Below are 25,196 nucleotides of genomic sequence, written 5' to 3'. Positions count from 1 at the left end.
CACGGCGGAGCGGAGTGGTCGCCGGGTGGCGGCACGCGGCGAGAACCGGCGTGACGCTGACGGCGGCTGATCCGCGGCCTGCATCCGATGATCGCGCAGCGCCTGCGGCCCGGGCCGGCGGATCATCCGAAGCGCGAGAACTCCGCGGCGCGTGACTCACGCCGGCGCTGCGGCCGTTCGCGTGACCCACGCCGGCGCTGCGGCCGTTCGGGTGATCTGGTGGCCGAACCGGCCGAAGGGCACCCGGAGTGTCGGTGCGCCGCCGTATGGTCGCCGAAAATGAGGGTGGACAACGGTGCTGCCGGAGGGCGCGCGGAGGATTCGGAGCCGTGGCGGGTGTGTGTGCTGGACCCGTCGGGCCGGACACTGGGTGCCGGCATGCTGCTGGGCGAATCCACGGTGCTCACCTGCGCGCACGTCGTCCAGGCCGCCGCCGGGGAGGACCAGGCTCCGGCGTCTCCCCGTGAGGTCCTGGTCCGGTTCGTCGGCCTGCCGGGTGCCCCGGAGACCGCCGGCCGGGTGCGGCCCGGCTGCTGGGCGCCGCCGCTGGCCGACGGCCGGGCGGACGTCGCGCTGCTGGACCTGAGCGAAGGGTTCCCCGGGGTGGCGGGTGCCCCGCTGGTCCGGCTCGGCGCGGTGCGCGACCGGGTGGTGCACACCTACGGCTTCCCGCACCCGCACCGGCACGGCGTCTGGGTGAACGACGCGGAGCTGGCCGGGCCGGCCGGCGCCGGCGGCGAATGGGTCCAGCTGAACTCGAAGCCGCCCGGGGAACGCGTCCGCCGCGGGTTCAGCGGCGCCGGCGTGATCGACAAGGCGACCGGCGCGGTGCTCGGCATGGTCGTCACGGAGTACACCGACGAACGCGTCGGGCTCGCGTACCTCATCCCGGTCGAGACGATCGTCCGGCACGTCCCGGCGGTGGCACGGTGGGTGGGTGAGCCGCCGCGGCCGCCGGCCGGCCCGATCGTCGTCCTCATCGGCGACCGCGAATCGGCCGTCGTCCGGGATTTCCTGGCCCAGGCGCGGCGGGAGCGGCGGGTGTCCCGCCCGCGCGCGCCGGGCCCGGGGCTCGGCGAGCGGCTCGCCGCGGTCGTCGACGCCACCGGCAAGACCGCCGGCGAAGTGGCCGAGCACGTCAGCGCCGGCATCGGCACCGAAGAGGTCACGACCGTGCTGGCGACCAACCCCGAGGAGGTCGCGGTGGCGGTGGCCGGGGTCGACGCGGCCCAAGCTCCCGAAGAAGTCCTCACCGAAGCGGTGAAACCGTTGATGGACAAGGGAGCCACGGTGCTCGTCCAGTTCAGCACGCCGGACTCGCCCGGCGTCGGTCTCGCCCGGCGCTGGGAGAGCGAACGCAACGCGCGCCGCCTCGACCGGCTGGCGCTGCTGGTCGAAATGGTGGACCACGAAGAGGAACGCACCCGCGACCTGGCGTCGCACGCCCACCCGGGCGTCGAAGTGCCCGGCCACGCCGCGGACCTGCGCCTGCGGCTGGCCGCGCTGCAGTCGGCGGGCGAGCACGTCGAGCCGGGCCGGGTGCGCCGCGCCCTGGCCGTGACCGAGCGCGACGCCGAGGCCGCCCGGCTGGAGCTCATCCGGCTGCACACCGAACTCGACGCCCGCGCGGCCCGCCACGACGAACTGCGCGGCCGGCTCCGCGGTTACAACGCCAAGGCCACCGACGCGGGCCTGATGGAAGACGAAGAACTGGGCGAGCTGTACCGCCCGGCGATGGCGGCGCTCGCCGCGGCCTCGGACGAGACGTCGGTAGCCGACCTGGTCGAGCGGTACGTGCGCGCGGTGCGCCGCCGGCTGGAGGGCGCGTGATGACCGAACCGGTGTGGTGCCACGGGAAACCGGTCGGGCCGATCGGGTTCTGCGAGGTGTGCGGCCGCCGTCGCCTCCCGGCCGAACCGCCGCCCGCGGACCCCGCGCCGAGCACGGAGAGCACCCGGCGCAGCGTCGAGTTCTGGGGCGGCGAGGCCGACTTCCAGTCACTGCCCGCGATCGAGGTGCCGGACCCCGAGAAGCTCGTCCTCGCCGACCCGGACTACCCCGAGCAGCACCGGTTCTGCGGCCACTGCGGGGACCCCGTCGGCCGCGCCTACGCCGGCGAGCCGGGGTTCGCCGAGGGGTTCTGCGAAAGCTGCGGCGAGCGGTTCTCCTTCCTGCCCAAACTGAAGTCCGGCGACCGGGTCGGCGATCGCTACGTCGTCCTCGGTTGCTTCGCCCGCGGCGGCCTCGGCTGGGTGTACCTGGCCACCGACACCGCGCTCGGCGACCAGCACGTGGTGCTCAAGGGCGTGATCAACAGCGGCAGCGCCGTGCTGCGCGCGCTCGCGCGGATCGAGCGGGACGTGCTCACCCGGCTCGACCACCCGAACATCGTGCGGATCGGCGACTTCGCCGAGCACCCGGCCCCCGGCGGCGGCGAGCCGGACACCTACATCGTGATGGAGTACGTCGGCGGCCGGTCGCTGCGCGACATCCTCGCGAAGGGGCCGGCGCCGCGGGTCGACCACGTGATCGTCTACGGCCGGGCGATCCTCGCCGCGCTGGACTACCTGCACGGCGAAGGCCTGCTGTACTGCGACATGAAGCCGGACAACGTGATCCACGGCGACAAGCGGGTCAAGGTCATCGACCTCGGCGCGGCCCGGCCGGACGACGGGTCGCCCGGCACCGGGGTCGGCACCGAAGGGTTCCAGGCCCCGGCGCACGAGCTGGCCCGGCACGGCCTGACCGTGCGCTCGGACCTGCACACCGTCGGCCGGACCCTGGAGGCGCTGCTGGACGCCGCCGCCCCGGACCCCGACCCGGCCCGCATCGCCGGCGGTCTCGGCTCGCTGCGGCGGGTGCTCGGGCGCGCGGTCGGGCCGTTCGAGCGGCGGTTCGCCTCGGCGTCGGAAATGGCCGAGCAGCTCGACGGCGTGCGCCGCGAAATCCTTTCCCTGCGCGACGAACGGCCGCGTCCGGTGCCTTCGGCCCTGTTCGAGGACACCGCGGAACTGCTCGACACCGGGCTGGGCGCGGTCCCCGGCCTCGACCGCTGGGCCGGCGGCGAGTTCCTGCGCGGACACCTGACGACGGGCCTGCCGGACGCGGCCGAGGGCGCGGCGTGGCTGCCGATCCCGCGGATCGACCCGGACGACCCGGCCGCGGAGTTCATCGCGGCCGCGGGCGCGCACAGCCCGCAGCGCTGGCTGGACAAGCTGGCCCTGTTCGACGGGAGCTCCGTCGAGATCGAGTTCGCCCGGGCACGGGCGCTGATCGCCCTGGCGGACCGCCGCGGCGCGGCGGAAGCACTGTCCACGGCGGAGACGCTGCTGGGCCCCGAAGCCACCCGCGACTGGCGGACGTCCTGGCACCACGGCCTGCTGGCCCTGGTCCGGTGCACCGCCGAAGCCACCGAAGCCGCCGAAGCCGCCGAGACAGCAGGGGCCGCCGAGGAGGTCGGAGGCGCGGCGCAGGCTTGGTCTGCCGGAGCCGGCGAGTACGCCGGAGCTGCCGGATCCGGTGGGACAGCGGGGACTGCCGGAGTTGCCGGTGCGGCGGGGGTAACCAGGGCCGTTGGGGTGGCTGGAGAAGCGGGGCGAACTGGAACTGCCGGATTCGGCAGAGCCACGGGGATCGCCGGAGCAGCCGGGCCGGCCGGAGCCGCCGGGGTGGGCAGAGCCGCTGGGGGAGCCGGAGCTGCCGGGGTCGACAGAGGCGCCGGGGCGACCGGCATCGCCGGGGGAGCCGGAGTTGCAGGGTCTGGCAGAGGTGCCGGGCCGGCCGCCGCCGGGGGAGCCGGCGCCGCTGGGGTAGCCGGAGTCTCCGGGGGAGCCGGAATCGCTGGGGCCGGCAGTACTGCCGGGTCTGCCAGACCTGGTGGAGCAGCCGGGCCGGCCGGAGCCGCCGGGGTAGGCAGAGCCGCTGGGGGAGCCGGACTTGCGGGGTCCGGCAGAGCCTCCGGGCTGGCCAGAGTCGCCGGAGTTATCAGAACTTCCGGGGTGGCCAAAGCTTTGCGAACCACCCGCGCCGCCAAGACCGCCGGAGCCGCCAAGACCGCCGGAGCCGCCAAGACCGCCGGAGCCGCCAGGACCGCCGGAGCCGCCAGGACCGCCGGAGCCGCCAGGACCGCCGGAGCCGCCAGGACCGCCGGAGCCGCCAGGACCGCCGGAGCCGCCGGAGCCGCGCCGGATCTCGGGACCGTCAAAGACCCCGCGGCCGTCAAGGCGGCTGCGTCCGCCAGAGCCGCCAGGGCCGTCAAGGTCGCCGAAGCGCTCGAAGCCGCCGAAGGGGCGTTCGATCGGGTGCACCGGAACCGGCCCGGTGAGCTTGCTCCGAAACTCGCGCTCGGCTTCTGTGCCGAACTGCGCGCGGCCGCCGAGCCGGCCAAGGCGCCCGAGACTGAGGCCGAAGCCGAAGCCGAGATCGCCAGGGTTGCCGACCTGGTCGAGGTGGCCGAGGGCTGCTACCGCTCCGTGTGGCATCGCGACCACAGCCAGGTCAGCGCCGCGTTCGGGCTGGCTCGCTGCTACCTCCGCAGCCGGGGGCGGGACGCCGCCGTCGCCGTGCTCGACGCCGTGCCGCCCGTCTCCCGGCACTACGACGCCGCGCGGATCGCCGCCGTGCGGATCCGGGCCGGGCGGCTGCCGTCCGGGCCGCCCAGCCGGGACGACCTCGCCGACGCGGCCCGGCGGTTGCCGGAGGTCTACCTCGATCCCGAAGCCCAGGACCGGCTCGAGACGCTCGTGCGCGAGGCCGCACTGGCCACGTTCGACAACCCGGACGACAGCGAGGCGTGGACCGGCGGGGCGCTGCTGGGCGAGCCCGTCACCGAGAACGGCGTGCGCGCCCGGCTGGAGCAGTCCCTGCGCCGGCTCGCCGAGCGGGCGCGCGACCGGAACGAACACGGCGTGCTGGTCGATCTCGCCAACTCCGTCCGCCCCAAGACCGGAAGGTGATCCCTCCGATGCCCGACCGGGACAGCCCGTCGTTCACCCTTCAGCTGAGCCAGAACAAGTACCTGGCCCCGTCGGACGACCGGATGGACGCGGTCCTCACCGTGCGCGTGGGCGAAGCCGGCGCCACGGCGGCGGCCGGGCTGCCGGAGACCGCCGAACTGCTGCTGGTGGACTGCTCCAGCTCGATGGACTGGCCGCCCACGAAGATCGAGGCCGCGCGGCACGCCTGCAAGGTCGCGGTCGACTCGCTGCGCGACGGCGTCCGGTTCGGCGTCGTCGAGTGCACCGGGCACGCCCGGCTGGTCTACCCGCCGGGGCCGGAGCTGGCCGTGGCGGACGAGCGGACCCGGCACGAGGCCAGGACCGCGGCGGCCGGGCTGATCGCCGGTGGCGGCACCGCGATGAGCACGTGGCTGGAGCTGGCACGGGAGCTGTTCCGGGCGAGCCCGGGGGCGATCCGGCACGCCGTGCTGCTCACCGACGGCAAGAACGAGTCCGATCGGACGGGCGCGCTGGAGGCCGCGCTCGACCGTTGCCGCGGCGAATTCGCGTGTGACGCCCGGGGGATCGGCGACGACTGGGAGCCGCGGGACCTGCAGCGCATCGCGTCCGTGCTGCGCGGCACCGCCGACGCCGTGCTGGAGGACGCCGAGCTGGCCGGGGACTTCCGGCGGCTGGTCGAGCGGGCGATGGGCCGGACGGTGCCCGACCTCCGGCTGCGGCTGACCACGCTGCCCTACAGCCGGTTGCGGTTCGTCAAGCAGGTCTTCCCGTCCGAAGTGGACCTCACGACGCAGTGCCGGGCCGAAGACCGCGCGATCGAGCTGCCCACCGGCGCCTGGGGCGACGAGCTGCGCGAGTACCACCTCTGCCTCGACGTCGCGCCGGCCGAGCTGGGCCGGAACGAAGACCGGCTGCTCGGCACCGTGACCCTGGTCGTGGGGGACGAGGAGGGTGCCGTCGTCGCGGTCGGCGAGGCCCAGGCGGTCGTGGCCTACCTGACCGACGACCTGGCGTTGTCGAGCGTGCCGGACGAGCACGTCGCCCGCGCCACCGGCCAGGCCGAACTGGGCCGGGCGGTGCGGGCCGGCTGGGACGCCTTCGCGCGGGACGACCGGGCCGAGGCGGTGCGGGAATGGGGTGCGGCGGTCCGGCTCGCGACCGGGCTGGGCAACACGGAGATCCTCAAGCGCCTGGGCCGGCTGATCGACGTGGGCGACGACGGCGAGGTGTCCGTCAAGGAGGGCGTGCGCCCGCGCGACGGCTTCTCGCTCGTGCTGGGCTCGACCGTCTCCGCGATTCCCGGCGCCGCGGCGCCGGCCACGGCTGCCGCCCCCGGAAGCGGGGGAGCGCCGCGCAAGTGCGTCCACTGTGGACATATGGTCCGGCCGACGGCCAATCGGTGCGGGCATTGCGGGAAGCCGCCGGCGGAGGTGCCGTCGTGACCGGGCCCGCACGCAGCACCACCCGGGCCACCCTCTGGTGGCTGCGGCTCGGCCTGGTGGCCGGCAGCGTGCTGGTGCTGGCCACCGCGCTGGTCACCCTCCTCCAGGCGCGGGCGAGCATCACCGAGGTCCGCGAGCGCACCGCGCCCGCGGTGCTCGAGGTGTCGCTCGCCAAGGAGGCCCTGGTCGCGGCCCACGGCGCCGCCGTCGCCGCCTTCGAGCACGGCCAGGCGCGCCTGACCGGCCCCAGCGAGCAGTACGAGGACCAGATCGCCCGGGCCAGTCAGCAGCTCGCCCAGGTCGCCGAGCACAACGCGGCCGGCGAGCCGGGCAGCCAGACGCTGCGGCTGATCGAAGGGCTGCTGCCGGCGTACAACAGCTTCATCGGGCAGGCCGACGCGCACTTCCGGCAGGACGCCGGCGGCCCGCTCGCCGCGAGCAACCTGCAGTCCGCGTCCGACCTGCTGACCGCGGGGGAGAACGGCATCCTCGCGCGGCTCGACACGCTCGCCGCGGCCGAGCGCGCCGCGCTGGACGAGCAGCTCGCCACCGCGTGGCTCGACCCCGCGATCACGCTGCTGTGGGCGATGCCGCTGCTGGCCCTGCTCGGCGGGCTGTGGTGGACGCAGCGCTTCCTCGCCCGCACCTTCCGGCGCGCGGTGAACCCCGCGCTGCTCGCCGCGACCGCAGTCCTCGTGCTCCTCGGCGCGGCGACGGCGTTCCTGCTCGGGGTGCAGTCCGCCGCGCGTGACAGCGGGACCGCGCTGGAGCGCACCGTGGACACGGTCTCCGCCACCACGGCGGCCGGGGCCGGCCAGGCCCAGCGGACGCTCGCCCAGGTCCTGGTCGCCCAGTGCGGTGGCGCGGGGCCCACCGCCTGCGGCGACACGGTGACCGCGTTCGCCGCCGCCGCGCCGGCCGCCCAGACCGTGCCCGCCGCGGCGTCGGCCGGCGTCGGCGAGGCGGTCCTGCTGGGGCCGGGGCTCACGGCGCCGGGCTGGACCGGCGTCCTGGGCTGGGGGATCCCGGTCCTGGCCGTCGGGGCCGGGCTCCTGGTCGTCGCGGGCCTGCAACCGCGGCTCGACGAATACCGGTTCCGCGAGACGAGAGGCGGGAGCCGGTCGTGACCAGGCGACGCGTTGTCCTCGGGGTGATCGCGATACTGGCCGTCCACTTCGGACTGTCCGGCTGCGCGGTCGGCACCGGCCCGGACGTGGTGAGCGTGCTCGGGCCGTGGACCGGCGACGAGCAGACCGCGTTCGAGCAGGTGCTCGACGGGTTCACCCGGGAGACCGGGATCGAGGTCCGGTACCAGGGCACCCGCGCGCAGAACCAGGTCCTGCGCGGCGACCTGCAGCAGGGCACGCCGCCCGACGTCGCGGTGCTGTCCAACCCGGCCGAGCTCGCCGGGTACGCCGCCTCGGGCGAGCTGAAGCCGCTGGACGACGTCCTCGGCGCCGAAGCGGCCGGCGCGTACAGCCCGCAGTGGCTGCGGTTGCAGCGGCTCGGCGGCACCGCGATGTACGTGGTGGCGGTGAAAGCCGACCTGAAGAGCGTCGTCTGGTACAGCCCGGCGACGTTCACCGAGCCCGAGCCGGCCACCTGGGAGCAGCTGGTGGCCACCGGGCAGCGGCTCGCCGCGGGCGGGCAGCGACCGTGGTGCCTCGGCATGGGCGCGCCGCCGAACTCCGGGTTCCCCGGCACCGACTGGATCGAGGACATCCTGCTGCACCGCGCCGGGCCGTCGGCCTACCGCGCCTGGGCGGCGGGCCGGCTGGCGTGGACCGACGCCGGCGTGCGCGACGCGTGGCAGAGCTGGGGCACGCTGGTCCTGGCGCCGGGCGCGGTCCGCGGCGGCAGCACGGCGGCGCTGCTCACCTCGTTCGCCGACGCCGGCAAGGCACTGTTCACCGACCCGCCGGGGTGTGTGTTCGAGCACCTGGGCTCGTTCGCGATCGGCGGTTACACCGCGATCCGCCGTCCCGGCGGCCCGCCCGTGCCCGACCGGGACTTCCGGTTCTTCCCGTTCCCGGGCGCCGGCACCACCGGGCCGTCCGAAGTCGCCGCCGACCTCGCCGGGATGTTCCACGACACCCCCGCCGCGCGCCGGCTCATGGCCTACCTGGCCGGAGAGCAGGGGCAGCGGATCTGGCCGTCCGGCGGGACCACGTTCTCCGTGGACCAGCGCCTGGTCGATCAGGACGTCTACCGCGGCGACGTCGGCAAGCGGATCGCCCGCACCCTCGCGCAGGGCACGGACCTGTGCTTCGACGCGTCGGACCTGATGCCCTCGGCGATGAGCAGCGCGTTCTACCAGGCGGTGCTCGAGTACCTGGCCCACCCCGACCGGCTCGGCACCCTGCTCGGCGAACTGGAGCAGGTGCGCCGCAGCATCGGCCCGCAGCAGTGGCTCGACCTGCCGTGCGGGCCGGCCTGAAGCGTTTCCCTACGACGAAAGGACATCCGGTGCCGGAGTACGTGCGGTTCCCGCTGACCGGCGGTGGCTCGGTGGTGGTCGAGGTCGAAGTCGAACCGGGCTTCGAACGGGCGGCGCTGCCCTCGGGCGCGCTCCGCAAAGCGGCGACGACCTTCGAGCACGCGCTGGCCGAGGTCCGCACGGCCGCGGGCGCGGCGCTGGCCCAGTTCCGCGACCTGGGCCCGGACGAGGTCGAGCTGAAGTTCGGCGTGAAGCTGGACGCCCAGGCGGGCGCGGTGATCGCCCGCACGGGTCTGCAGGGTCAGTTCGAGGTCAAGCTGAAGTGGGTCCGCGACGGCGCCGAGCCGTCCACTGAGGACAGTGCGGACGCCGCGGAGGAACCGCCGGCTCCGGGGTCGCCGGGCGCGCCGTAGGCCCGGCCCCGGCGACGCGCGATCGGCGCCGACTGCGCCCCGCGCGTCCGCCTCCGACGAACGGCGGATTTACAACGTTGCATCCAGCGGGTAGGACTGTTTTTACAACGTTGTAACGACCGCGGAGGCTGATACCCGTGCCGCTGAGCCGCAGGCAGTTCGTCGCCGGAGTCGTCGCCGCCGGTCTGTTCGCGAGTACGCGGGACGCCGGGGCCGCCGTTCCCGGCGGCCGCACCGTCGCCCCCGCGGCCGGCGGGCTGTACACGCCGAACGCGGCTCCGCTCCGGCCCACCGCTTTCCTCAAACTCCCGCCGGGCGCGGTCACCGCGCGCGGCTGGCTCGCCGGGCAGCTGCGCCTGCAGCTCGACGGCCTCTGCGGGCACTACGCGCAGACGTCGCACTTCCTCGACTTCGCCACCAGCGGCTGGGTGCACCCGGAGCGCACCGGCTGGGAGGAGGTGCCGTACTGGCTGCGCGGGTACGTCGACCTCGCCGCGGTCACCGGCGACGCCACCGCGAAAGCCACCGCCGGCAAGTGGATCGACGGCATCCTGGCCACCCAGCAGTCCGACGGCTTCTTCGGCCCGTCCTCGTTGCGCACGGCGCTCAACAATGGCCCCGACTTCTGGCCGTACCTGCCGCTGCTGCAGGCGTTGCGGTCGTGGCAGGAATGGACCGGCGACACACGCGTCGTCCCGTTCCTGACCCGCTTCCTGCGCTACATGAACGCGCAGGGGCCCAGCGCGTTCGACTCCGACTGGGTGTCCGTCCGCTGGGGCGACGGGCTCGACAGCGTGTTCTGGCTGTTCAACCGCACCGGCGACACGTTCCTGCTCGACCTCGCCGACAAGATCCACACCTACGGGGCCAACTGGGTCGGGAACCTGCCGAGCCTGCACAACGTCAACGTCGCCCAGGGTTTCCGCGAGCCCGCGCAGTACGCGCTCCGCAGCGGCTCGGCGTCCCTGACCCAAGCCACCTACCAGGACTACAGCACGGTCATGGCCACCTACGGCCAGTTCGCCGGCGGCGGCTTCGCGGGCGACGAGAACGCGCGCCCCGGCTTCGGCGACCCGAGGCAGGGCTTCGAGACGTGCGGGATCGTCGAGTTCATGGCCAGCCACCAGCTGCTCACCCGGCTGACCGGCGACCCGGTGTGGGCCGACCGCTGCGAGGACCTCGCGTTCAACTCGCTGCCCGCCGCGCTGGACCCGGCCGGGCGCGCGGTGCACTACATCACCAGCGCGAACAGCGTCGACCTCGACAACGTGCCCAAGAGCGAAGGCCAGTTCCAGAACGGCTTCGCGATGCAGGCCTACCTGCCCGGCGTCGACCAGTACCGCTGCTGCCCGCACAACTACGGCATGGGCTGGCCGTACTTCACCGAGGAACTCTGGCTGGCCACCCCGGACAACGGGCTCGCGGCCGCGATGTACTCCGCCAGCAGCGTCACGGCGAAGGTCGCCGACGGCACCCCGGTGACCATCACCGAAGACACCACCTACCCGTTCTCCGAGCAGGTCACCTTCACCGTCCGGACGCCTCGGAGCCTGGCTTTCCCGTTGTACTTCCGGATTCCCGCGTGGTGCGCGGCGCCGCGGCTGGTCGTCGCGGGCGCGTCGGTCGCGGTGACGGCCGGGCCGTCGTTCGCGAAGGTCTCGCGAACCTGGGCGGACGGCGACGTCGTCACGCTGACGCTGCCGCAGCGCACGACCGTGCGGACCTGGAGCGCGAACCACGACTCGCGGTCGGTCGACCACGGCCCGCTGACGTACTCGCTGAAGATCGGCGAGAGCTACCAATCGCTGGGCGGGTCCGCGCAGTTCCCGCAGTACGCCGTGCACGCGACGACGCCGTGGAACTACGGCCTGGCCCCCGACGCGGCGCTGACCTTCTCGGCGGCCGGGGGAACGTTGCCCGCCAACCCGTTCACCCCGGACGCCGTCCCGGTGAAGATCACCACCTCGGCGCGGAAGATCGCCGAATGGACCGCGGACGACCAGCACGTCGTCACGCCGTTGCAGGCGTCACCGGCGAAGAGCGACGCACCGGTCGAGACGATCACGCTGATCCCGATGGGCGCGGCGCGGCTGCGCGTCACGTCGTTCCCGACGGCGGCGCCGGACGGGCACCCGTGGCTGCCGGGCGGCGGGGGAGCGGCCCTCCGGATCGTGAACCGCAACTCCGGCAAGGTCTTGGGTGTCGATCAGATGTCCACAGCGGACAGCGCGCGGGTGGTGCAGTTCGCCGACAACGGGACCGACGACCACCTCTGGTACCTGGTCGCGAACGGCGACGGCTGGTACCGGATCCGCAACCACCACTCGGGCAAGGTGCTCGGTGTCGATCAGATGTCCACAGCGGACAGTGCGCGCGTGGTGCAGTTCGCCGACAACGGCACGGCGGATCACCTCTGGCAGCTGGTCGACAACGGCGACGGCTGGTGGCGGCTGAAGAACCGCAACTCCGGCAAGGTGCTGGGCGTGGACGGCATGTCGACGGCGGACAGCGCCCAGGTGGTCCAGTTCGCCGACAACGGAACCGCGGACCACCTCTGGCAGCTGCGTTAGCGGGTCTGCCGCGGCTTGTCGTGAGTGTTTAGGGCGGTTCTAACCGCCCTGAACACTCACGACAGGGCGGGCTCAGCGCTTGACGCCGACGATCCCGGCCACGCACTTCGCGGAGCCGCTGAGCGGGGTGAGCCGGGGGCCGTCGGGCCACCACTCGTCGCACACCGACAGGCCCGGGGCGGACGTCGCGTTGGGCTGCAGGAACTCCAGGCCCGGCAGCATCGCCTCGATCTCGGTGCGGGTGCGGAACCGGCCGGCGCCGAGGGGGCCCTGGGTCAGGATGTCCTCGATACGCTTGGCGATCGCGGTCAGCTCCGGCACCTCGGGGTCGAAGAAGTGCGACAGCACCACGTACGAGCCCGGCGCGAGCGCGTCGATGTACTCGCGCATGACGTCGGCGGCGCCGTCACCCTCGAAGTGGTGCATGGTGCCGACGTGCAGCAGGGCGACCGGCTCGGCGAAGTCGATGTGCCGCAGCACTTCGTCGTTGCCCAGCACCGCTTCCGGCTTGAAGATGTCCGCCTCGACCATGTGCGTGAAGTCGTTCTCGGCGAGCAGTGCGCGGCCGTGCGCCAGGACCACCGGGTCGTTGTCGATGTAGACGACGCCGGTGTCCTTGTCGATGCGCTGGACGATCTGGTGCGTGTTCTCCGCGGTCGGCAGCCCGGACCCGCAGTCGACGAACTGCCGGATCCTGGTCTGGGTGGCGAGCATCCGCAGCGCGCGGTTGTGGAACCCGCGGTTGCCGCGGGCGATGTCCACCGCTTCCGGGACAGCCTGCCGGATCTTCTCCATCACGACGCGGTCGACTTCGTAGAAGTTGTGACCGCCGAGGAACCCGTCGTAGATCCGCGCGATGCTCGGCCGCTCCGGATCCACCCCCACCGGCTTCTGGCTGGGGGAACCCGGGGACGGGACGTCGGACATGGCGACCTCGCAGGACATCGGCGCGGCGTTGGGCCACCGAGCGTAGTAGGTCGCGTCCCCGCGGTAAACGCGAGGTCAGCCGCTCGGCCGAAGCCGCTGGTCCGGGATGTCGTCCCGGAAGTCGTCACGGCGTCCGACGCGTTCCCGGCGCAGCCGCGCCAGGTGCTGTTCGATCCGCCGGTCGAGGTCTCGCGCGGCCTCGGACAGTTCCGTCAGGTCGCGACGGGACCCCGGGTGGCCGAGCGCCCCCGTGTCCACTTCGTCCCCTGTCCTGTCCACTAACGGCACCTCCCGCGTCGGTTCGGTCCCTTCCCGTGCTGCGTTACTGCCCCATTCGGAGCACCCCAAAACCCCCGGGCGCCGGTGAGCCGGGGCACGCACGAGCACGTCCGGCAAAACCGCAGATCTGTCCGGCCGGGTCACCGGGAAAGCCCTGGTGCCAATTTTGACCAGGTGGTAGAAATCTTGTGGAGCTGTGGCGGGCCTCCGCCACCTTGATCTCAGGAGCTGGGGATGAGCCTGCTTTCCGTGCAGCTGTATTCGGTCCGCGACGCCTTCGCGGCCGATCCCGCCGACACCCTGCGGCGTCTCGCCGCGATCGGCTTCACGCAGGTCGAGCCGTACGGCGTCGTCGAGAACGTCGACGCCCTGCGGGCCGGGCTGCCGGCCAACGGCCTGACCGCGCCGACCGCGCACGCCCGGCTGATCGGCGCCGACCAGGCCGCCGTCTTCGCCGCGGCCGCCGAGCTGGGCATCGGCCTCGTGATCGACCCGCTGGTCAAGCCCGAGCAGTGGCAGGACCCGGCCGACATCGCCGCCACGGCCGACGCCCTCAACGCCGCCGCGAAGGTCGCGGCCGAGCACGGCGTCGGCGTCGGCTACCACAACCACTGGTGGGAGCTGGAATCCCGGATCGACGGCCGCGCCGCGTTCGAGGTGTTCGCCGACCAGCTCGACCCCGCCGTCTCCCTGGAGGTCGACACCTACTGGGCCACCTCGGGCGGCGAGAACGCGGCCGCGTTGCTGGGCCGGCTCGGCGACCGCGTCAAGGCGATCCACGTCAAGGACGGCGGCCTCGCCACCGACGCCACCGGCCAGCTCCCCGCCGGCCAGGGCCAGGTCCCGATCGCCGAGGTGCTCGCCGCCGCGCCGAACGCCCTGCGGGTGGTCGAGTTCGACGCCTTCGACGGTGACCTCTTCGAAGCCATCTCCGCCAGCCACGCCTTCCTGACCGGCGCCGGGCAGTGACCGGCGGGCCGGTCGGCGTCGGGTTCGTCGGCGCCGGCGTCATCAGCGGCACCTACCTCGAGAACCTGACGAGCTTCCCGGACGTCCGCGTCCTGCGCGTCGCCGACCTCGACACCGAGCGCGCGGCGGCGCGGGCGGCCGAGTACGGCGTGCCGCGCTCGGGCACCGTGGCCGAGCTGCTCGACGACCCCGACGTCGAGCTGGTGGTCAACCTGACCACCCCCGCTTCGCACGTCGACGTCGGGCTCGCCGCGCTCGAGGCGGGCAAGCACGTCTGGGCGGAGAAGCCGCTCGCGCTCGACCGCCAGACCGGCCGCAAGCTGCTGGACCGCGCGCGGGAGAAGGGCCTTCGCGTGGCCAGCGCGCCCGACACCGTGCTCGGCGCCGGGCTGCAGACCGCGCGCCGCGCGATCGACGAAGGCCGGATCGGGCAGCCGAACACCGCGCTCGCGCTGTTCCAGGTGCCGGGCCCGGAGAGCTGGCACCCCGCGCCGGAGTTCCTCTTCCAGGCCGGCGGCGGGCCGCTGCTGGACATGGGCCCGTACTACCTGACGACGCTGGTGCACCTGCTCGGCCCGATCCGCCGGGTCACGGGCGCCGGCGGCCGGGCGCGCGACACCCGCGTCATCGGGTCGGGGCCGCGCGCCGGAACGGAGTTCCCGGTGACGGTGCCGACCACGGTCACCGCGCTGGTCGAGTTCACCTCGGGCGGGTCCGCCCAGGTCGTGCTGAGCTTCGACTCGGCGTTGAGGCGCACCGGGTTCGTCGAGCTGACCGGCACGCTCGGCACGGCCGTGCTGCCGGACCCCAACCGGTTCGACGGGCCGACCGCGCTGCACCTGTTCGGTCAGGAGGAACCGGAGGAGCTGGCGCCGAAGGGGCACGCGGCGTCGCGCGGCACCGGCACGCTGGAGCTGGCGCGGGCGATCCGCGCCGGCGTGCCCGAACGCGCGTCGGGCGAGCTGGCCTACCACGTGCTCGACGCGATGCTGGCCATCGACGAGTCGCTGACCCGCGGGCAGCCGGTGGAGGTGGCGAGCGTCGTCGCCGTGCCGCCCGCGCTGCCGGTGGCCTGGGATCCCCGCGAGAAGACGCTCTAGAGCGGGACGGTGAGCAGGTTCTGCAGGGAAAACCGCAGCGAGCCGACCAGGTCCACGTCGCCGGGCACGGTCAGCCACTGCACCTGCAGGCCGTCCATCAACGCGATGAAGGTCAGCGCCGCCACCCGTGGATCGACGCCGTCGCGCAGCTGGCCGCGCGCGGCCAGGACCTCGAACGACTCGCGCACCCCTTCGCGGGCGGCCCGGTAGTGCTCGACGAAGTAGTCGTGCGCGGGGTGGTCCGGGGCCACGGCTTCGGCGGCGAGGCGCGAGTAGAGGTCGACGATCCCGGGGTGGCGGACGTTGTGTTCGGCCAAGGCGACGAAGTGGCGCAGGACGTCGAGCCCGGCCGGGACGCGCAGCTGCTCGCGGTCGGAGTCCTCCGCGTCGCGGCGTTCGAGGACGGCGGCGAGCAGGGCTTCCTTGGTCGGGAAGTAGTAGAGGAGGCCGGCGTGCGTGATGCCGACGCGCTTGGCGATCTCCCGCAGCGACGAGCTGTGGTACCCGAGCTCGCCGTACGCCGCGGCCGCCGCCGTGATGATGTCCTCGCGGCGGATCCGGCCCTTCAGGTAGCCCCCGGTCACGGGGCTGCGGTGGTCTCGGCGACGTGCACGATCCCATCATGCCGCAGCGGCGATTCGCACAAGCGCAGTGATCGGTCGAACAAATCAGTTGTGCGAACGCTCGGTTCTTGCGAGCATCGCCGGGTGAAGAGCGCGGAACGGCAGCGGGTCATCGTCGAACGGCTGCGCGGCACCGAGCAGGTCGGCGTCGCCGAGCTCGCCGAGGTGACCGGCGCGTCGGAGATGACCGTGCGCCGGGACCTGGACCACCTCGCCGCCCGCGGCGTGCTGCGGCGGGTGCACGGCGGGGCCGTCCCGGCGTCGCCGTCCGGGGTGGAGCCGCCGTTCGCGGCCCGCGCGACGGCGTCCATCGCGGCGAAGCGGGCCATCGCGGCCGCGGCGGCCGAGCTGATCTCCGACGGCGAGACCGTCGTCCTCGACAGCGGGACGACGGCGCTGGAGCTGGCCCGGCTGCTGCGCGAGCGCTCGGTCACCGTGATGCCGCTGTCGCTGCACGCCGCGCGTGAACTGGCCGACGCCCCGCACGTACGGCTGCTGCTGCCCGGTGGCGAGCCGCGGCCGGGGGAGCAGGCGCTGGTCGGCCCGTTGACGCTCGCTTCGCTGCGGGCGCTGCGCTTCGACGTCGCCGTGCTGAGCCCGTGTGCGTTCGGCCTCGAAGCCGGGCTGACCGCGTTCGACCTCGCCGACGCCGAGGTCAAGCAGCAGGCCCTGGCCGTGTCGGCGCGGTCGATCGTGCTGGCCGACAGTGCGAAGTGGGGCCGCGTCTCGCTCGCCCACGTGTGCCCCGCCGACCGGCCCGACGTCCTGATCACCGACCCGGGCGCCCCCGCGGACCAGCGTGCGGCGCTGGCCGAGCGCGGGGTGCTCGTGCACATCGCCGTCCCGCCCGGGAACTTTGCCGAAGACGTCCCAGAGAACCACACGGAGAACCGATGACGACCGCTCCCGCCCGTCCGCGCGCCGCCCGCGTCGCGACGTGGATGTTCTTCGCCCTCAACGGGTTCGGCATGGGGATGTGGGTGGTGCACATCCCGAACGTCGAGCGCGCGACCGGCATTTCGCACAGCACGCTGGGCGCGCTGCTGCTGGTGCTGGGCGGCGCGGCGTTCGCCGGGATGCAGGTGTCCGGCCCGCTCGTCGACCGGCTCGGCCACCGCAAGCTGGTCCCCGCCGCCGGGGTGTTCCTCGGCTTGGCGCTGTGCGCGCCGGGCTTCGCGAACTCGTGGTGGACGCTGGGGCTTTCGCTGATCCTGTTCGGGTTCGGCAACGGCGCGATCGACGTCGGGATGAACTCGCACGCGGTCGTCGTGGAACGCGCGTACCCACGCCCGATCATGGCGTCGTTCCACGCGATGTGGTCGATCGGCGGCGCGCTGGCCGCGGCGATCGGTGCCGCGACGCTCGGCGCGGGGGTCGCGACCGGCGTCACGCTCACGGGCACCGGCCTGCTGTGCATCCTGCTTTCGCTGGTCGCGGCCCGGTTCCTGATCGAGCCGGCCGACGCGCCGGCCGACGTCGCGCAGGCGGCGCCCGCGGCGACGTCCACCCGCCGGACCCCGGGGCGGCTGATCTGGCTGCTGGGCGCGCTGGCCCTGGCGCTGATGCTGTCGGAGGGCGTGGCGAACGACTGGGCGGCGCTGCACCTGGAGAAGGACCTGGGCACGTCGGCCTCGACGGCGGCGTTCGCCTACGGCGCGTTCGCGGTGGCGATGACGACCGGCCGGTTCCTGACCGACCGCGTCGCGGCTTGGGCGGGCCCGGCGGCGATCGTCCGCTACGGCGCGGCGATGGCGGCGGTCGGGCTCTCGGTGGCCGCGGCGGCCCCGTGGGTCCCGCTGTCCCTGGTGGGCTGGGCGATCTTCGGCCTCGGCCTGTCGGGCGGGGTACCGCAGCTGTTCTCGGCGGCGGGCAACCTGGACACGCGCAACTCGGGCGCGCTGATGGCCCGGGTGGTCGGGCTGGGTTACGTGGGTCTGCTGGCGGGGCCGGCGTTGATCGGCGGGCTGACGCGGTGGATGCCGCTGAGCGTGACGTTCGCGGTGCCGGTGGTGCTGTGCGTGCTGGCGGCGGTGTTCGCGGGGGTGCTGACGCCGAAGCCGGCACCGGCGGAGGAGCCGGTGCGCTCCTGAGCTTCCCGTACGTGAGTCGGTCCGGTCGCTCTCTTTCTCACTTGCCCGCGGTACGGCGGGAAATTCTCCGTTCGCCTCTACTGTGGACGGTGAAGGAGGCGTCGCCCGCCGACTCGTGATGAGGGGGAATCAGTGAAGATCCTGATGTTCGGCCGCGGCACGATCGCGACGCTCTACGGCTGGGCGCTGGCGGGGTCGGGACACCAGGTGGAGTTCTACGTCCGGCCTGGACGGGCGGCCGAGTACGGCCCGGAAGTGGAGCTGGACATCCGGGACGGGCGCACCGGCCGCGGCGTGCCGGTCCGGCGCCGGTGGCCGGTCACCCTGCGGGAGGACCTGGACGCCGGCCACGACTACGACCTGATCTTCCTGAGCGTCAACCACGATCAGCTGGACGCCGCCGTCGGGTTCCTGAGCACCCGCGCCGGTGCCGCCACCGTGCTGGTGTTCAACAACGTCTGGGTCGACCCGGCCGCCGCCGTGTCGGCGCTGCCCGCCGATCAGGTCGTCTGGGGATTTCCCGGTGGTGGCGGCGGGTTCCTCGGCTCCACGCTGCACGGTGGCGTCGTCAAGAACGTGTTCTTGGGGTTCTGCGGCGACTCGAACCGCACCGACCGCTACGGGGCGGTTCGCGGGCTCTTCCGCGACGCGGGGTTCTCGGTGTCGGAGAGCAAGGATTTCCGCAGCTGGCTCTGGTTCCACTTCATCCTGGACGCCGGCCTCATGACGCAGGCGCTGGCGGTGGGCGGGCAATCGGCACTCCTCCGCTCACCGGCCGCCGTCAAGGAGTCCGTCCTGCTCGTACGCGAGATGATCCCGGTGCTGACGGCCAAGGGCGGCAACCCGGGGATGGGCGCCGCGCTCGTCTCGCGGGTCCCGGCGGGCGTGCTGGGCTTCGCCGTGCGGAAGCTGCTCGGCGCGGAAAACCTGTACAGCTTCCTCATGCAGCAGCTGGAACGCACCGGGCAGATCACTCGCGACTCGGCGGGCGCGTACGCGAGGGACGTGCTGGCCGAGGCCCGCGGGCTCGGCGTCCCGCTGCCCCGGCTCGCGGCGCTGGAGCCGGTGTTCGAGTAGGCGCGCGCGCCTGCTGTCCGCTCCTCGCTTAATGGTGGTGCGCCAGACTTTCGTGGACCTGGTCGGCGCCGGTCGCGGGTTCGGTGTGGACGGCGACCGCCGTCAGCCGCGGAACCGCGTGCAGCAGCCGGTGTTCGACGTCGTGGGCGATGCGGTGGGCCTGCTCGACGGTCAGCGTCGTTTCGACCGTGACGGCGAGTTCGGCGCGCAGGTGGTGCCCGATCCAGCGCATCCGCAGCGGCCCGGCGCCGAGCACCCCCGGCACGTCGCGTGCGGTGGTTTCGGCCAGCTCGACCGTCGCCGGGTCGACGGCGTCCAGCAGCCGCCGGAACACCTCCTTCGCCGCGTCACGCAGGACGAACAGGATCGCGACGGTGATGCCGAGCCCGACGATCGGGTCCGCGGCGGGAAACCCGAGCGCGACACCGGCCGCGCCGAGCACGACGGCCAGCGACGTGAAGCCGTCGGTCCGCGCGTGCAGGCCGTCCGCGACCAGGGCGGCCGAGCCGATCTCGCGCCCGACGGTGATCCGGTAGCGCGCCACCAGCTCGTTGCCGGCGAACCCGACCACGCCGGCGGCCGCGACCACCCACAGGTGGCCGACCGGGCGCGGGTCGAGCAGCCGCAGCACGGACTCGTACCCGACGACCACGGCCGACGCGGCGACGACGAGCACCACGACCACCCCGGCGAGGTCTTCCGCGCGCCCGAGGCCGTAGGTGTAGCGGCGCGTCGCGGCCCGCCGTCCCAGCAGGAACGCGATGCCGAGCGGGACGGCGGTCAGCGCGTCGGCGAAGTTGTGGATGGTGTCGCCCAGCAGCGCGACCGAGCCCGTGACGAGCACCAGCACCAGCTGCGCGACGGCGGTGACGAACAGCGCGGCGAAGGACCGGACGAGCGCCCGCATCCCGCGCCGGCTGGTCTCGAGGGCGTGGTCGACGCGGTCGGCGCTGTCGTGGCTGTGCGGCCGCCACCGCGAGTGGCGGTGCCCATGTCCGTGCCCGTGTCCCTTGCTCATGGATGTCATGTTACCTGCGCAGGCACGCATATACGCAAGTAGTAGGGTAGTTACATGCACGCGGAGCTGCCGGAGTTCGACATGCCCACGGACGAGCAGGTCCACTTGGCCGCGGAGTCGTTCCGCCTGCTGGCCGACCCGACCCGCATCAAGGTCCTCTGGGCCCTGCTCCAGGGCGAGTCCTCGGTGGCGTGCCTGGCGGACCTGGCGGGCGCGGCCCCGACGGCGGTCAGCCAGCACCTGGCGAAACTGCGCCTGGCGGGCTTGGTGAAGGGCCGCCGCGAGGGCACGTTCGTCTACTACTCGGCGGCCGACAACCACGTCCGCGGCCTGCTGGCCCAGGCGTTGCACCACGCGGACCACCTGGACCGCGACCTGCCCCCGGGCGAGCACGCCCAGCCGCACCACCCGCGGGCGGACTAACCCAGCGGGGCCGCCAGCCGGGCGACGAGCCCCTCGGCGATCTCCCGCGACGCCCGGCGCAGCTCGCCGGGCGAGAACGCGTCCTCGGTCCCGATCCGGATCCGCCCGGGACTGCTCACGCTGCGGGCGGCGACCTTGATCGTCGAGGCGACCGGATCCAGCCCGATCGCCGGCGCGAGGCGGCCGGGCACCGCGAGCCCGAGGTCCAGCAGCGTGTGCAGCCGGTCCGCGACGCGCGCCGCGAGGTCGTCCTCGTCGAACGGGAACCAGCACGTCCGCTGGCCGGTGCTCAGCACCGCGAGCCCGCGGTCCTCGGCCGCCGAAAACGCCCAGGCCCCGCCCGCGGAGGAACCGGCGCGGGTGAAGTCCGCCGCGAGCTCGTCGCGGACCCGGTCGAGCTCCGGCGTCCCGTGGTGCGTCGCCGGGACGGCCGGAACCAGGTGGACTTCGACGAGCGGACCGCGCGGCTCGTACTCCCGCGGGAGGATCGCCGATCGCCAGACGACCGTGAGTTCTTCGAGGTGCTGCACGCCGCGGAACGATAGCAACGATCTCAGCCGATCGGTTCCTGCAGCTCGGTCACCCAGCCCGCCGGATCCTCCGGGCAGTCCAGGTACAGCTCCCGCTGCGCCCCCGTCGAGCGGTGGCCGTGCTCCTCGATCCACCGCACGACCGCCTGCCAGCTCGGCAGGACACCGTCGATCGCGCCGCGGTGGACCAGCGTCGCCGCGCGGGTCGCCGGGAGGTCCGCGACGCTCAGGCCGTTCAGGTCACCGGAGCCGACCGACGCCGGGATCGCCGCGTGCACCACGACCTCGTCCTCCGCGCGCTGCTCGTAGAAGCACGTCAGGCGCCCGGCCGGCGTCACGTCCGCGGCCGGCAGCCGCCGGCCCAGCTCCGCGCACAGCGGGCGGACCACCGGGCCGATGGCTTCCGGCGCGAACCCCGCCGCGACACCCGTCAGCTCCACCAGCCGCACGGCCGGCAGCTCCTTGACCACGACGTCGTACGCGGGCGCGCGGCCCTCGTCCTCGATCGTCCGCAGCCGGGCCTCGACCTGCACCAGCTTCGCCGCGGTCTCCGCCACGGCGGCTTCCAGTTCCGCGCGCCGCAGCGTCAGCATCCCGCGCACCCGCTCGACCGGTACCTCCTCGGCCAGCAGCGTCGCCACCTGCTCGAGGGTGAACCCGAGATCCTTCAGCGCGACGATCCGGTTGAGGCGCGCCAGCTGCCCCGCGGTGTAGCTGCGGTAGCCCGTCGCGGGGTCGACGCGGGCCGGGCGCAGCAGCCCGAGCGCGTCGTAGTGGCGCAGCATCCGGACCGACACCCGGCCGTGGCGGGCGAAGTCCCCGATCGAGAACACCCGCCGATCATTCCCCAGGCGGGACGAACCCGCCCACGACGTCCGCCGCGAGCTCGGCGAACGTGATCGCCGTGTCGTCCTCGTGCGCCGGGCCGACCACCTGCAGCCCGGCCGGCAGCGCACCCCCGGCCGGGGCGGACACCGCGGGCAGCCCGGGCAGCGACGCCTGCGCGATCCAGAACACCTGGTCGTCGTAACGGCTTTGCCCGCCCTCGTGGGGAAAAGCGGTCGTGAAGACCGTCGGGCAGAGGAAGACGTCGGTGTCCCGGAAGTACCGCGCCCACGCCGCCGTTGAGGCCAGCCGCCGCCGTTCCTGCTCGACGACCCCCGCGAGGTCGCCTTCGTGCATCGCGAAGAACAGCTCGACCTGGAAGCCGAACGACTCCGCCTGGGCGGCCGGGTCGACGCCGTCCGGCCAGCCCTCGCCGACCCGGACCCCGGCGCGGGCGAGCGCGTCGACGACGTCCGAGAGCGCGTCGCCGACCTCACCGGTCACCGGGCAGCGCGGGTCGTCGAGGACGACGCCGACCCGGAAGTCCGCCAGCTGGGTGCGCCGCGGGGGCGCGAGCCGCCACGAGTACGCGTGCGCCTCGGCGCCGTCCGGCCCGCCGGTGACGCCGAGGGCGAGCCGCAGGTCGGCGGCCGAGCGCGCCAGCGGCCCGGCCGCCGACGGGAAGTCGCGGCCGGGGCCCGCGGGCGGCCCGGGCGGCTGGAACCCGCGCAGCGGCACGGTTCCGGCGGTCGGCTTGAGGCCGTAGACACCGCAGTAGGCCGCCGGGATCCGGATCGAGCCCGCCAGGTCCGAGCCGTACTCCAGGTACGACAGCCCCGCGGCGACCGCGGCCGCGGCGCCCCCGGACGAGCCGCCCGGCGTGCGGGCGGGATCGCGGGGGTTGAGTGTGCGGCCGTACAGCGGGTTCACCGTCCGGCCGAAGTCGGCGAGCATGTGGTGCACGTTCGACTTGCCGACGACGATCGCGCCCGCGGCGCGCAACCGTTCGACGACGGCCGCGTCCCGGTCCGCGACGTGCTCCGCGAACGCCGGCTCACCCCAGGTCGTGTGCATGCCTTCGACGTCGAAGGCGTCCTTGACGGTCATCGGGACGCCGTGCAGCGGCCCGACGTCATCACCGCGCGCGACCGCCCGATCCGCCTCCTCGGCGGCCTTGAGCGCGATGTCGCGGTGGGTTTCGACAACGGCGTTGAGCGGGGACTTCCCGACGCGGTCGAGGAGTTCTCCGGTCAAGTCATGAGCCGAGAGCGCCCCACGGCGGATCCCGGCGGCCACCTCGGTGGCGGTTCGGAAGGTCATGCGCCGAGGAGTACGGCCTGACACGGTGTCAGGGTCAAGAGCCGAGCCCTGGCCGGGTTCGTCGCGGCGCTGATCGGGGGACGCGCCATCGGCGGGTTCGGAGAGGAGGCGCTGCGGCGCCCGGTGGCCGGCCGGTCCACAGAGGATGACGAACGGGACGACGGTATCCCGGCACGGAGCGCCGCGGGGTTCCCGGACGCGCGGGATGGGTAACCAAGAGTGACAGCCGCCCGACCCACGGACGGCGGAGGGAGAGCGATGCCGATCGCAGCGGAGCGCCTGACCGCACCCCCGGCACCACCCGAGCCGATCCCGGCGGACCCGGTCGGACCGAGTCCCGACCCGGCACCGCCGGGCCCGGATCCGGTGCCGCCGGGCCCCGGCCCGGACCGGCCGACGCCCGAGCCCAGTGGCGTACCGGTCCCGGACCCCATCCCGCCCGAGCCCGCGCCCGGCCCCGACCCGACATGAGTTACGGCTTTCGGATGATATGAGTTCCGTATGAGTTGGCGTACGCTCGGGTCATGGCAACAGCGCAGAACTACCGGCGGATGGTCAACGCCGGGAACAAGCTCGTCGTCGGGCTCCAGCGGCTCGGCATCGCCTTCGGCCCGATGCAGCTGCTCACGGTCGCGGGACGCCGCACAGGCGTCCCGCGCACCTTCCCGATCGCGGTGATCCCGCAGGACGGCGAGCGGTACATCATCCAGGCCTACCCGAAGGCGGCCTGGGTGGCGAACGTGCGCGCCGCGGCCAGCGTCACGCTGACCCGCGGCCGCCGTTCGGCCACCGCGCGCCTGGTCGAGGTACCGGTGGAGGAGCGGCGCCCGATCCTGCGCAAGCTCGTGGAAACGAGCCCGCCGAGCGTCGGCAACCGTTACGTGACAACGGGTCTCGCCGAAGCCGCCAACCCGGACGCGGTCGCCGACGCGGCAGGCCGGATCGCGGTGTTCCGTGTCGAGCAGGTCTAGAGCATGCGGTCCCGCAGCGAGCCGCCGACGCCCCCGCGCTGCCGGCGGGCTTCGCCCAGCTGTGTCTTCAGCCCGGCACCACGTGGGTGAGCGCCCCGCGGGGTGGCAATGCGTTCCTTGAGAAGCCGACCTGCGACCCGAGCCCGGGGGCTGGACCATCCAAGTCGGAGACGGCAACGATGTGCCGGCGGGCGTCGTGCTTGCGCATGGTGTCGTATTGAAGGTCCATACCTGCCCCAGCCGGCCGGAGCGCCTGGAACGCCATCCCACAGCACGGGGCCGGAAGCCGGGCCGACGCCCCGAGCCCGGCCCTGGCGGCCGGACCGTCCGCGCCGGTTCCGGCAAGGATGCGTGGCTGGGCGTCGTGTGCCAGTTCGCTCCGAAGGCCCAGATCGGGTCCGCTCGACCGGATCGCCGGGGAAGCCACCCCGCAGTGCGCGGCCGGAAGCCGGCACAACGCCCCAAACCCGACAACGGGACCGTCCACCCCGGATCCGGCAACGACGCGCGGCCGTGCGCCGTGTGCCAGTTCGCTCCGAAGGCCCAGACTTGCCCCGCCCACCCGGATCGCCTAGGAAGCCACCCCGCAGCGAGCCGACAGCTGCTCGACTCCCGGCCCGGAAAGCTCGTCGAGCACCGCGTCGCGGCCTGTCATGGCCAGCACCAGGGCGAGCATCGGCCCGGTCACCTCGGGCCCGCTCCCGGTCGACCAGCCCGCGTCGCTCGCCCGCAGCGTCAGCCCGGCGATCCGCTTCTTCGCGCCGATCAGCAGGTTGGACCGCCGGTAGAACTCGGCGACCTGCACCAGCGTCGCGATCGGGAACGCCCGCTCGAGCCCGAGCGGGCGCCGGATGTCGGTGCCGTGCACCACGATCTCGCCGAGCCACGAATCCGTCGGCCCCGGCGGCCCGCTGGTGTCGTTCGCGTGCTCCCGCAGCTGCGCGAGCGTCGCCTCCGGGCCGGCCGCGGTCTCGCGGGCGACGTTCTTCGCGGCCATCGCCTGGAACCGGAATCCGGAACCGGCCAGCCGCCCGACGAACGACCCGGGTGTCAGCTTCGCGGTCGCGACGACGTGGCCGAGTACCTCGTGGACTGTCCACCCGCGACACAACGACGGCGTCGACCACGCCGCCGCCGGCAGGTTCGCGAGATCGTCGGCGAGCGCGGCGCGTTCCCGGTGGATCTCCGGCCAGGCACTGGCGTCCGCCATCGGGACCTCCTGCG

23 protein-coding genes are annotated in these 25,196 nt (G+C 73.8%); 15 read left to right on the top strand and 8 right to left on the bottom strand.

Annotated features, from left to right (window positions below; translation table 11 throughout):
• Positions 1-279: 279 nt before the first annotated feature.
• From OHS18_RS13925 to OHS18_RS13895, 7 genes are all read left to right on the top strand, one after another.
• Complete coding sequence (locus tag OHS18_RS13925; protein WP_328617325.1) at positions 280-1,830, top strand: S1 family peptidase; 1,551 nt, start codon at positions 280-282, stop codon at positions 1,828-1,830.
• Positions 1,830-4,955, top strand: coding sequence for a serine/threonine-protein kinase (locus OHS18_RS13920; RefSeq protein WP_328617324.1), 3,126 nt, complete (start codon positions 1,830-1,832; stop codon positions 4,953-4,955). Before OHS18_RS13925 ends, OHS18_RS13920 begins: the two co-directional genes overlap by 1 nt.
• Positions 4,956-4,963: 8 nt before the next feature.
• A complete protein-coding gene (locus OHS18_RS13915; protein WP_328617323.1) occupies positions 4,964-6,400 on the top strand; it encodes a VWA domain-containing protein in 1,437 nt (478 codons plus the stop codon).
• The gene (locus tag OHS18_RS13910) at positions 6,397-7,527 is read left to right on the top strand and encodes a hypothetical protein (protein ID WP_328617322.1); all 1,131 of its coding nucleotides are present in this window, start codon (positions 6,397-6,399) and stop codon (positions 7,525-7,527) included. Before OHS18_RS13915 ends, OHS18_RS13910 begins: the two co-directional genes overlap by 4 nt.
• Positions 7,524-8,837: an ABC transporter substrate-binding protein gene (locus OHS18_RS13905; protein WP_328617321.1), complete on the top strand. Its 1,314-nt coding sequence runs from the start codon at positions 7,524-7,526 to the stop codon at positions 8,835-8,837. Before OHS18_RS13910 ends, OHS18_RS13905 begins: the two co-directional genes overlap by 4 nt.
• Before the next feature lie 29 nt (positions 8,838-8,866).
• A complete protein-coding gene (locus OHS18_RS13900) occupies positions 8,867-9,250 on the top strand; it encodes a CU044_2847 family protein (protein WP_328617320.1) in 384 nt (127 codons plus the stop codon).
• A gap of 137 nt (positions 9,251-9,387) precedes the next feature.
• On the top strand, positions 9,388-11,820 hold the full coding sequence (locus OHS18_RS13895; protein ID WP_328617319.1) for an RICIN domain-containing protein: 2,433 nt from the start codon (positions 9,388-9,390) through the stop codon (positions 11,818-11,820).
• Between the two features lie 72 nt (positions 11,821-11,892).
• Here the strand turns inward: OHS18_RS13895 and OHS18_RS13890 are convergent, their stop codons facing one another.
• The gene (locus tag OHS18_RS13890) at positions 11,893-12,747 is read right to left on the bottom strand and encodes an SAM-dependent methyltransferase (protein ID WP_328458880.1); all 855 of its coding nucleotides are present in this window, start codon (positions 12,745-12,747) and stop codon (positions 11,893-11,895) included.
• Between the two features lie 75 nt (positions 12,748-12,822).
• Complete coding sequence (locus OHS18_RS13885; RefSeq protein ID WP_328452710.1) at positions 12,823-13,026, bottom strand: hypothetical protein; 204 nt, start codon at positions 13,024-13,026, stop codon at positions 12,823-12,825.
• A 234-nt stretch (positions 13,027-13,260) separates the two neighbouring features.
• Between OHS18_RS13885 and OHS18_RS13880 the strand changes: the two genes are divergently transcribed.
• Together OHS18_RS13880 and OHS18_RS13875 are read left to right on the top strand one after the other, a co-directional pair.
• Entirely contained in the window at positions 13,261-13,995 is a 735-nt protein-coding gene (locus OHS18_RS13880) for a sugar phosphate isomerase/epimerase family protein (RefSeq protein WP_328617318.1), read from the top strand.
• Positions 13,992-15,095: a Gfo/Idh/MocA family protein gene (locus OHS18_RS13875; protein ID WP_328617317.1), complete on the top strand. Its 1,104-nt coding sequence runs from the start codon at positions 13,992-13,994 to the stop codon at positions 15,093-15,095. The genes OHS18_RS13880 and OHS18_RS13875 overlap by 4 nt, the downstream gene beginning before the upstream one ends.
• Here the strand turns inward: OHS18_RS13875 and OHS18_RS13870 are convergent.
• Positions 15,092-15,679: a TetR/AcrR family transcriptional regulator gene (locus OHS18_RS13870; RefSeq protein WP_328452716.1), complete on the bottom strand. Its 588-nt coding sequence runs from the start codon at positions 15,677-15,679 to the stop codon at positions 15,092-15,094. The two genes, OHS18_RS13875 and OHS18_RS13870, sit on opposite strands and share 4 nt — an antisense overlap.
• Before the next feature lie 123 nt (positions 15,680-15,802).
• Between OHS18_RS13870 and OHS18_RS13865 the strand changes: the two genes are divergently transcribed.
• From OHS18_RS13865 to OHS18_RS13855, 3 genes are all read left to right on the top strand, one after another.
• A complete protein-coding gene (locus tag OHS18_RS13865) occupies positions 15,803-16,615 on the top strand; it encodes a DeoR/GlpR family DNA-binding transcription regulator (RefSeq protein WP_328617316.1) in 813 nt (270 codons plus the stop codon).
• Positions 16,612-17,808 (top strand): MFS transporter, encoded by a 1,197-nt coding sequence (locus tag OHS18_RS13860; RefSeq protein WP_328452720.1) that lies wholly within the window; start codon positions 16,612-16,614, stop codon positions 17,806-17,808. The genes OHS18_RS13865 and OHS18_RS13860 overlap by 4 nt, the downstream gene beginning before the upstream one ends.
• Before the next feature lie 132 nt (positions 17,809-17,940).
• Entirely contained in the window at positions 17,941-18,885 is a 945-nt protein-coding gene (locus OHS18_RS13855; protein ID WP_328617315.1) for a ketopantoate reductase family protein, read from the top strand.
• Positions 18,886-18,913: 28 nt separating this feature from the next.
• Here the strand turns inward: OHS18_RS13855 and OHS18_RS13850 are convergent, their stop codons facing one another.
• Complete coding sequence (locus OHS18_RS13850) at positions 18,914-19,903, bottom strand: cation diffusion facilitator family transporter (protein WP_328617314.1); 990 nt, start codon at positions 19,901-19,903, stop codon at positions 18,914-18,916.
• Between the two features lie 54 nt (positions 19,904-19,957).
• Here OHS18_RS13850 and OHS18_RS13845 point away from each other — a divergent pair, with 54 nt between their 5' ends.
• The gene (locus OHS18_RS13845) at positions 19,958-20,326 is read left to right on the top strand and encodes an ArsR/SmtB family transcription factor (RefSeq protein ID WP_328452726.1); all 369 of its coding nucleotides are present in this window, start codon (positions 19,958-19,960) and stop codon (positions 20,324-20,326) included.
• Here OHS18_RS13845 and OHS18_RS13840 read toward each other — a convergent pair.
• The 3 genes from OHS18_RS13840 to OHS18_RS13830 are packed head-to-tail and all read right to left on the bottom strand — an operon-like array spanning position 20,323 to position 23,001.
• The gene (locus tag OHS18_RS13840; protein ID WP_328617313.1) at positions 20,323-20,856 is read right to left on the bottom strand and encodes a hypothetical protein; all 534 of its coding nucleotides are present in this window, start codon (positions 20,854-20,856) and stop codon (positions 20,323-20,325) included. The genes OHS18_RS13845 and OHS18_RS13840 overlap by 4 nt on opposite strands.
• A gap of 23 nt (positions 20,857-20,879) precedes the next feature.
• The gene (locus OHS18_RS13835; RefSeq protein WP_328617312.1) at positions 20,880-21,689 is read right to left on the bottom strand and encodes a MerR family transcriptional regulator; all 810 of its coding nucleotides are present in this window, start codon (positions 21,687-21,689) and stop codon (positions 20,880-20,882) included.
• Between the two features lie 7 nt (positions 21,690-21,696).
• Positions 21,697-23,001: an amidase family protein gene (locus tag OHS18_RS13830; RefSeq protein ID WP_328617311.1), complete on the bottom strand. Its 1,305-nt coding sequence runs from the start codon at positions 22,999-23,001 to the stop codon at positions 21,697-21,699.
• Between the two features lie 258 nt (positions 23,002-23,259).
• On the opposite strand from OHS18_RS13830, the gene OHS18_RS13825 reads away from it, so the two are divergent.
• On the top strand, positions 23,260-23,472 hold the full coding sequence (locus OHS18_RS13825) for a hypothetical protein (protein ID WP_328617310.1): 213 nt from the start codon (positions 23,260-23,262) through the stop codon (positions 23,470-23,472).
• A 53-nt stretch (positions 23,473-23,525) separates the two neighbouring features.
• Positions 23,526-23,972, top strand: a complete 447-nt coding sequence (locus OHS18_RS13820; protein WP_328617309.1) for a nitroreductase family deazaflavin-dependent oxidoreductase — start codon at positions 23,526-23,528, stop codon at positions 23,970-23,972.
• Between the two features lie 571 nt (positions 23,973-24,543).
• On the opposite strand, the gene OHS18_RS13815 is transcribed toward OHS18_RS13820, so the two are convergent.
• Positions 24,544-25,182: a maleylpyruvate isomerase family mycothiol-dependent enzyme gene (locus tag OHS18_RS13815; protein ID WP_328452736.1), complete on the bottom strand. Its 639-nt coding sequence runs from the start codon at positions 25,180-25,182 to the stop codon at positions 24,544-24,546.
• Positions 25,183-25,196: the final 14 nt, after the last annotated feature.

The sequence above is a fragment of the Amycolatopsis sp. NBC_00355 genome (genome assembly GCF_036104975.1).
Classification (GTDB): Bacteria; Actinomycetota; Actinomycetes; order Mycobacteriales; family Pseudonocardiaceae; genus Amycolatopsis.
This window is presented reverse-complemented; position numbering and strand designations above follow the sequence as displayed.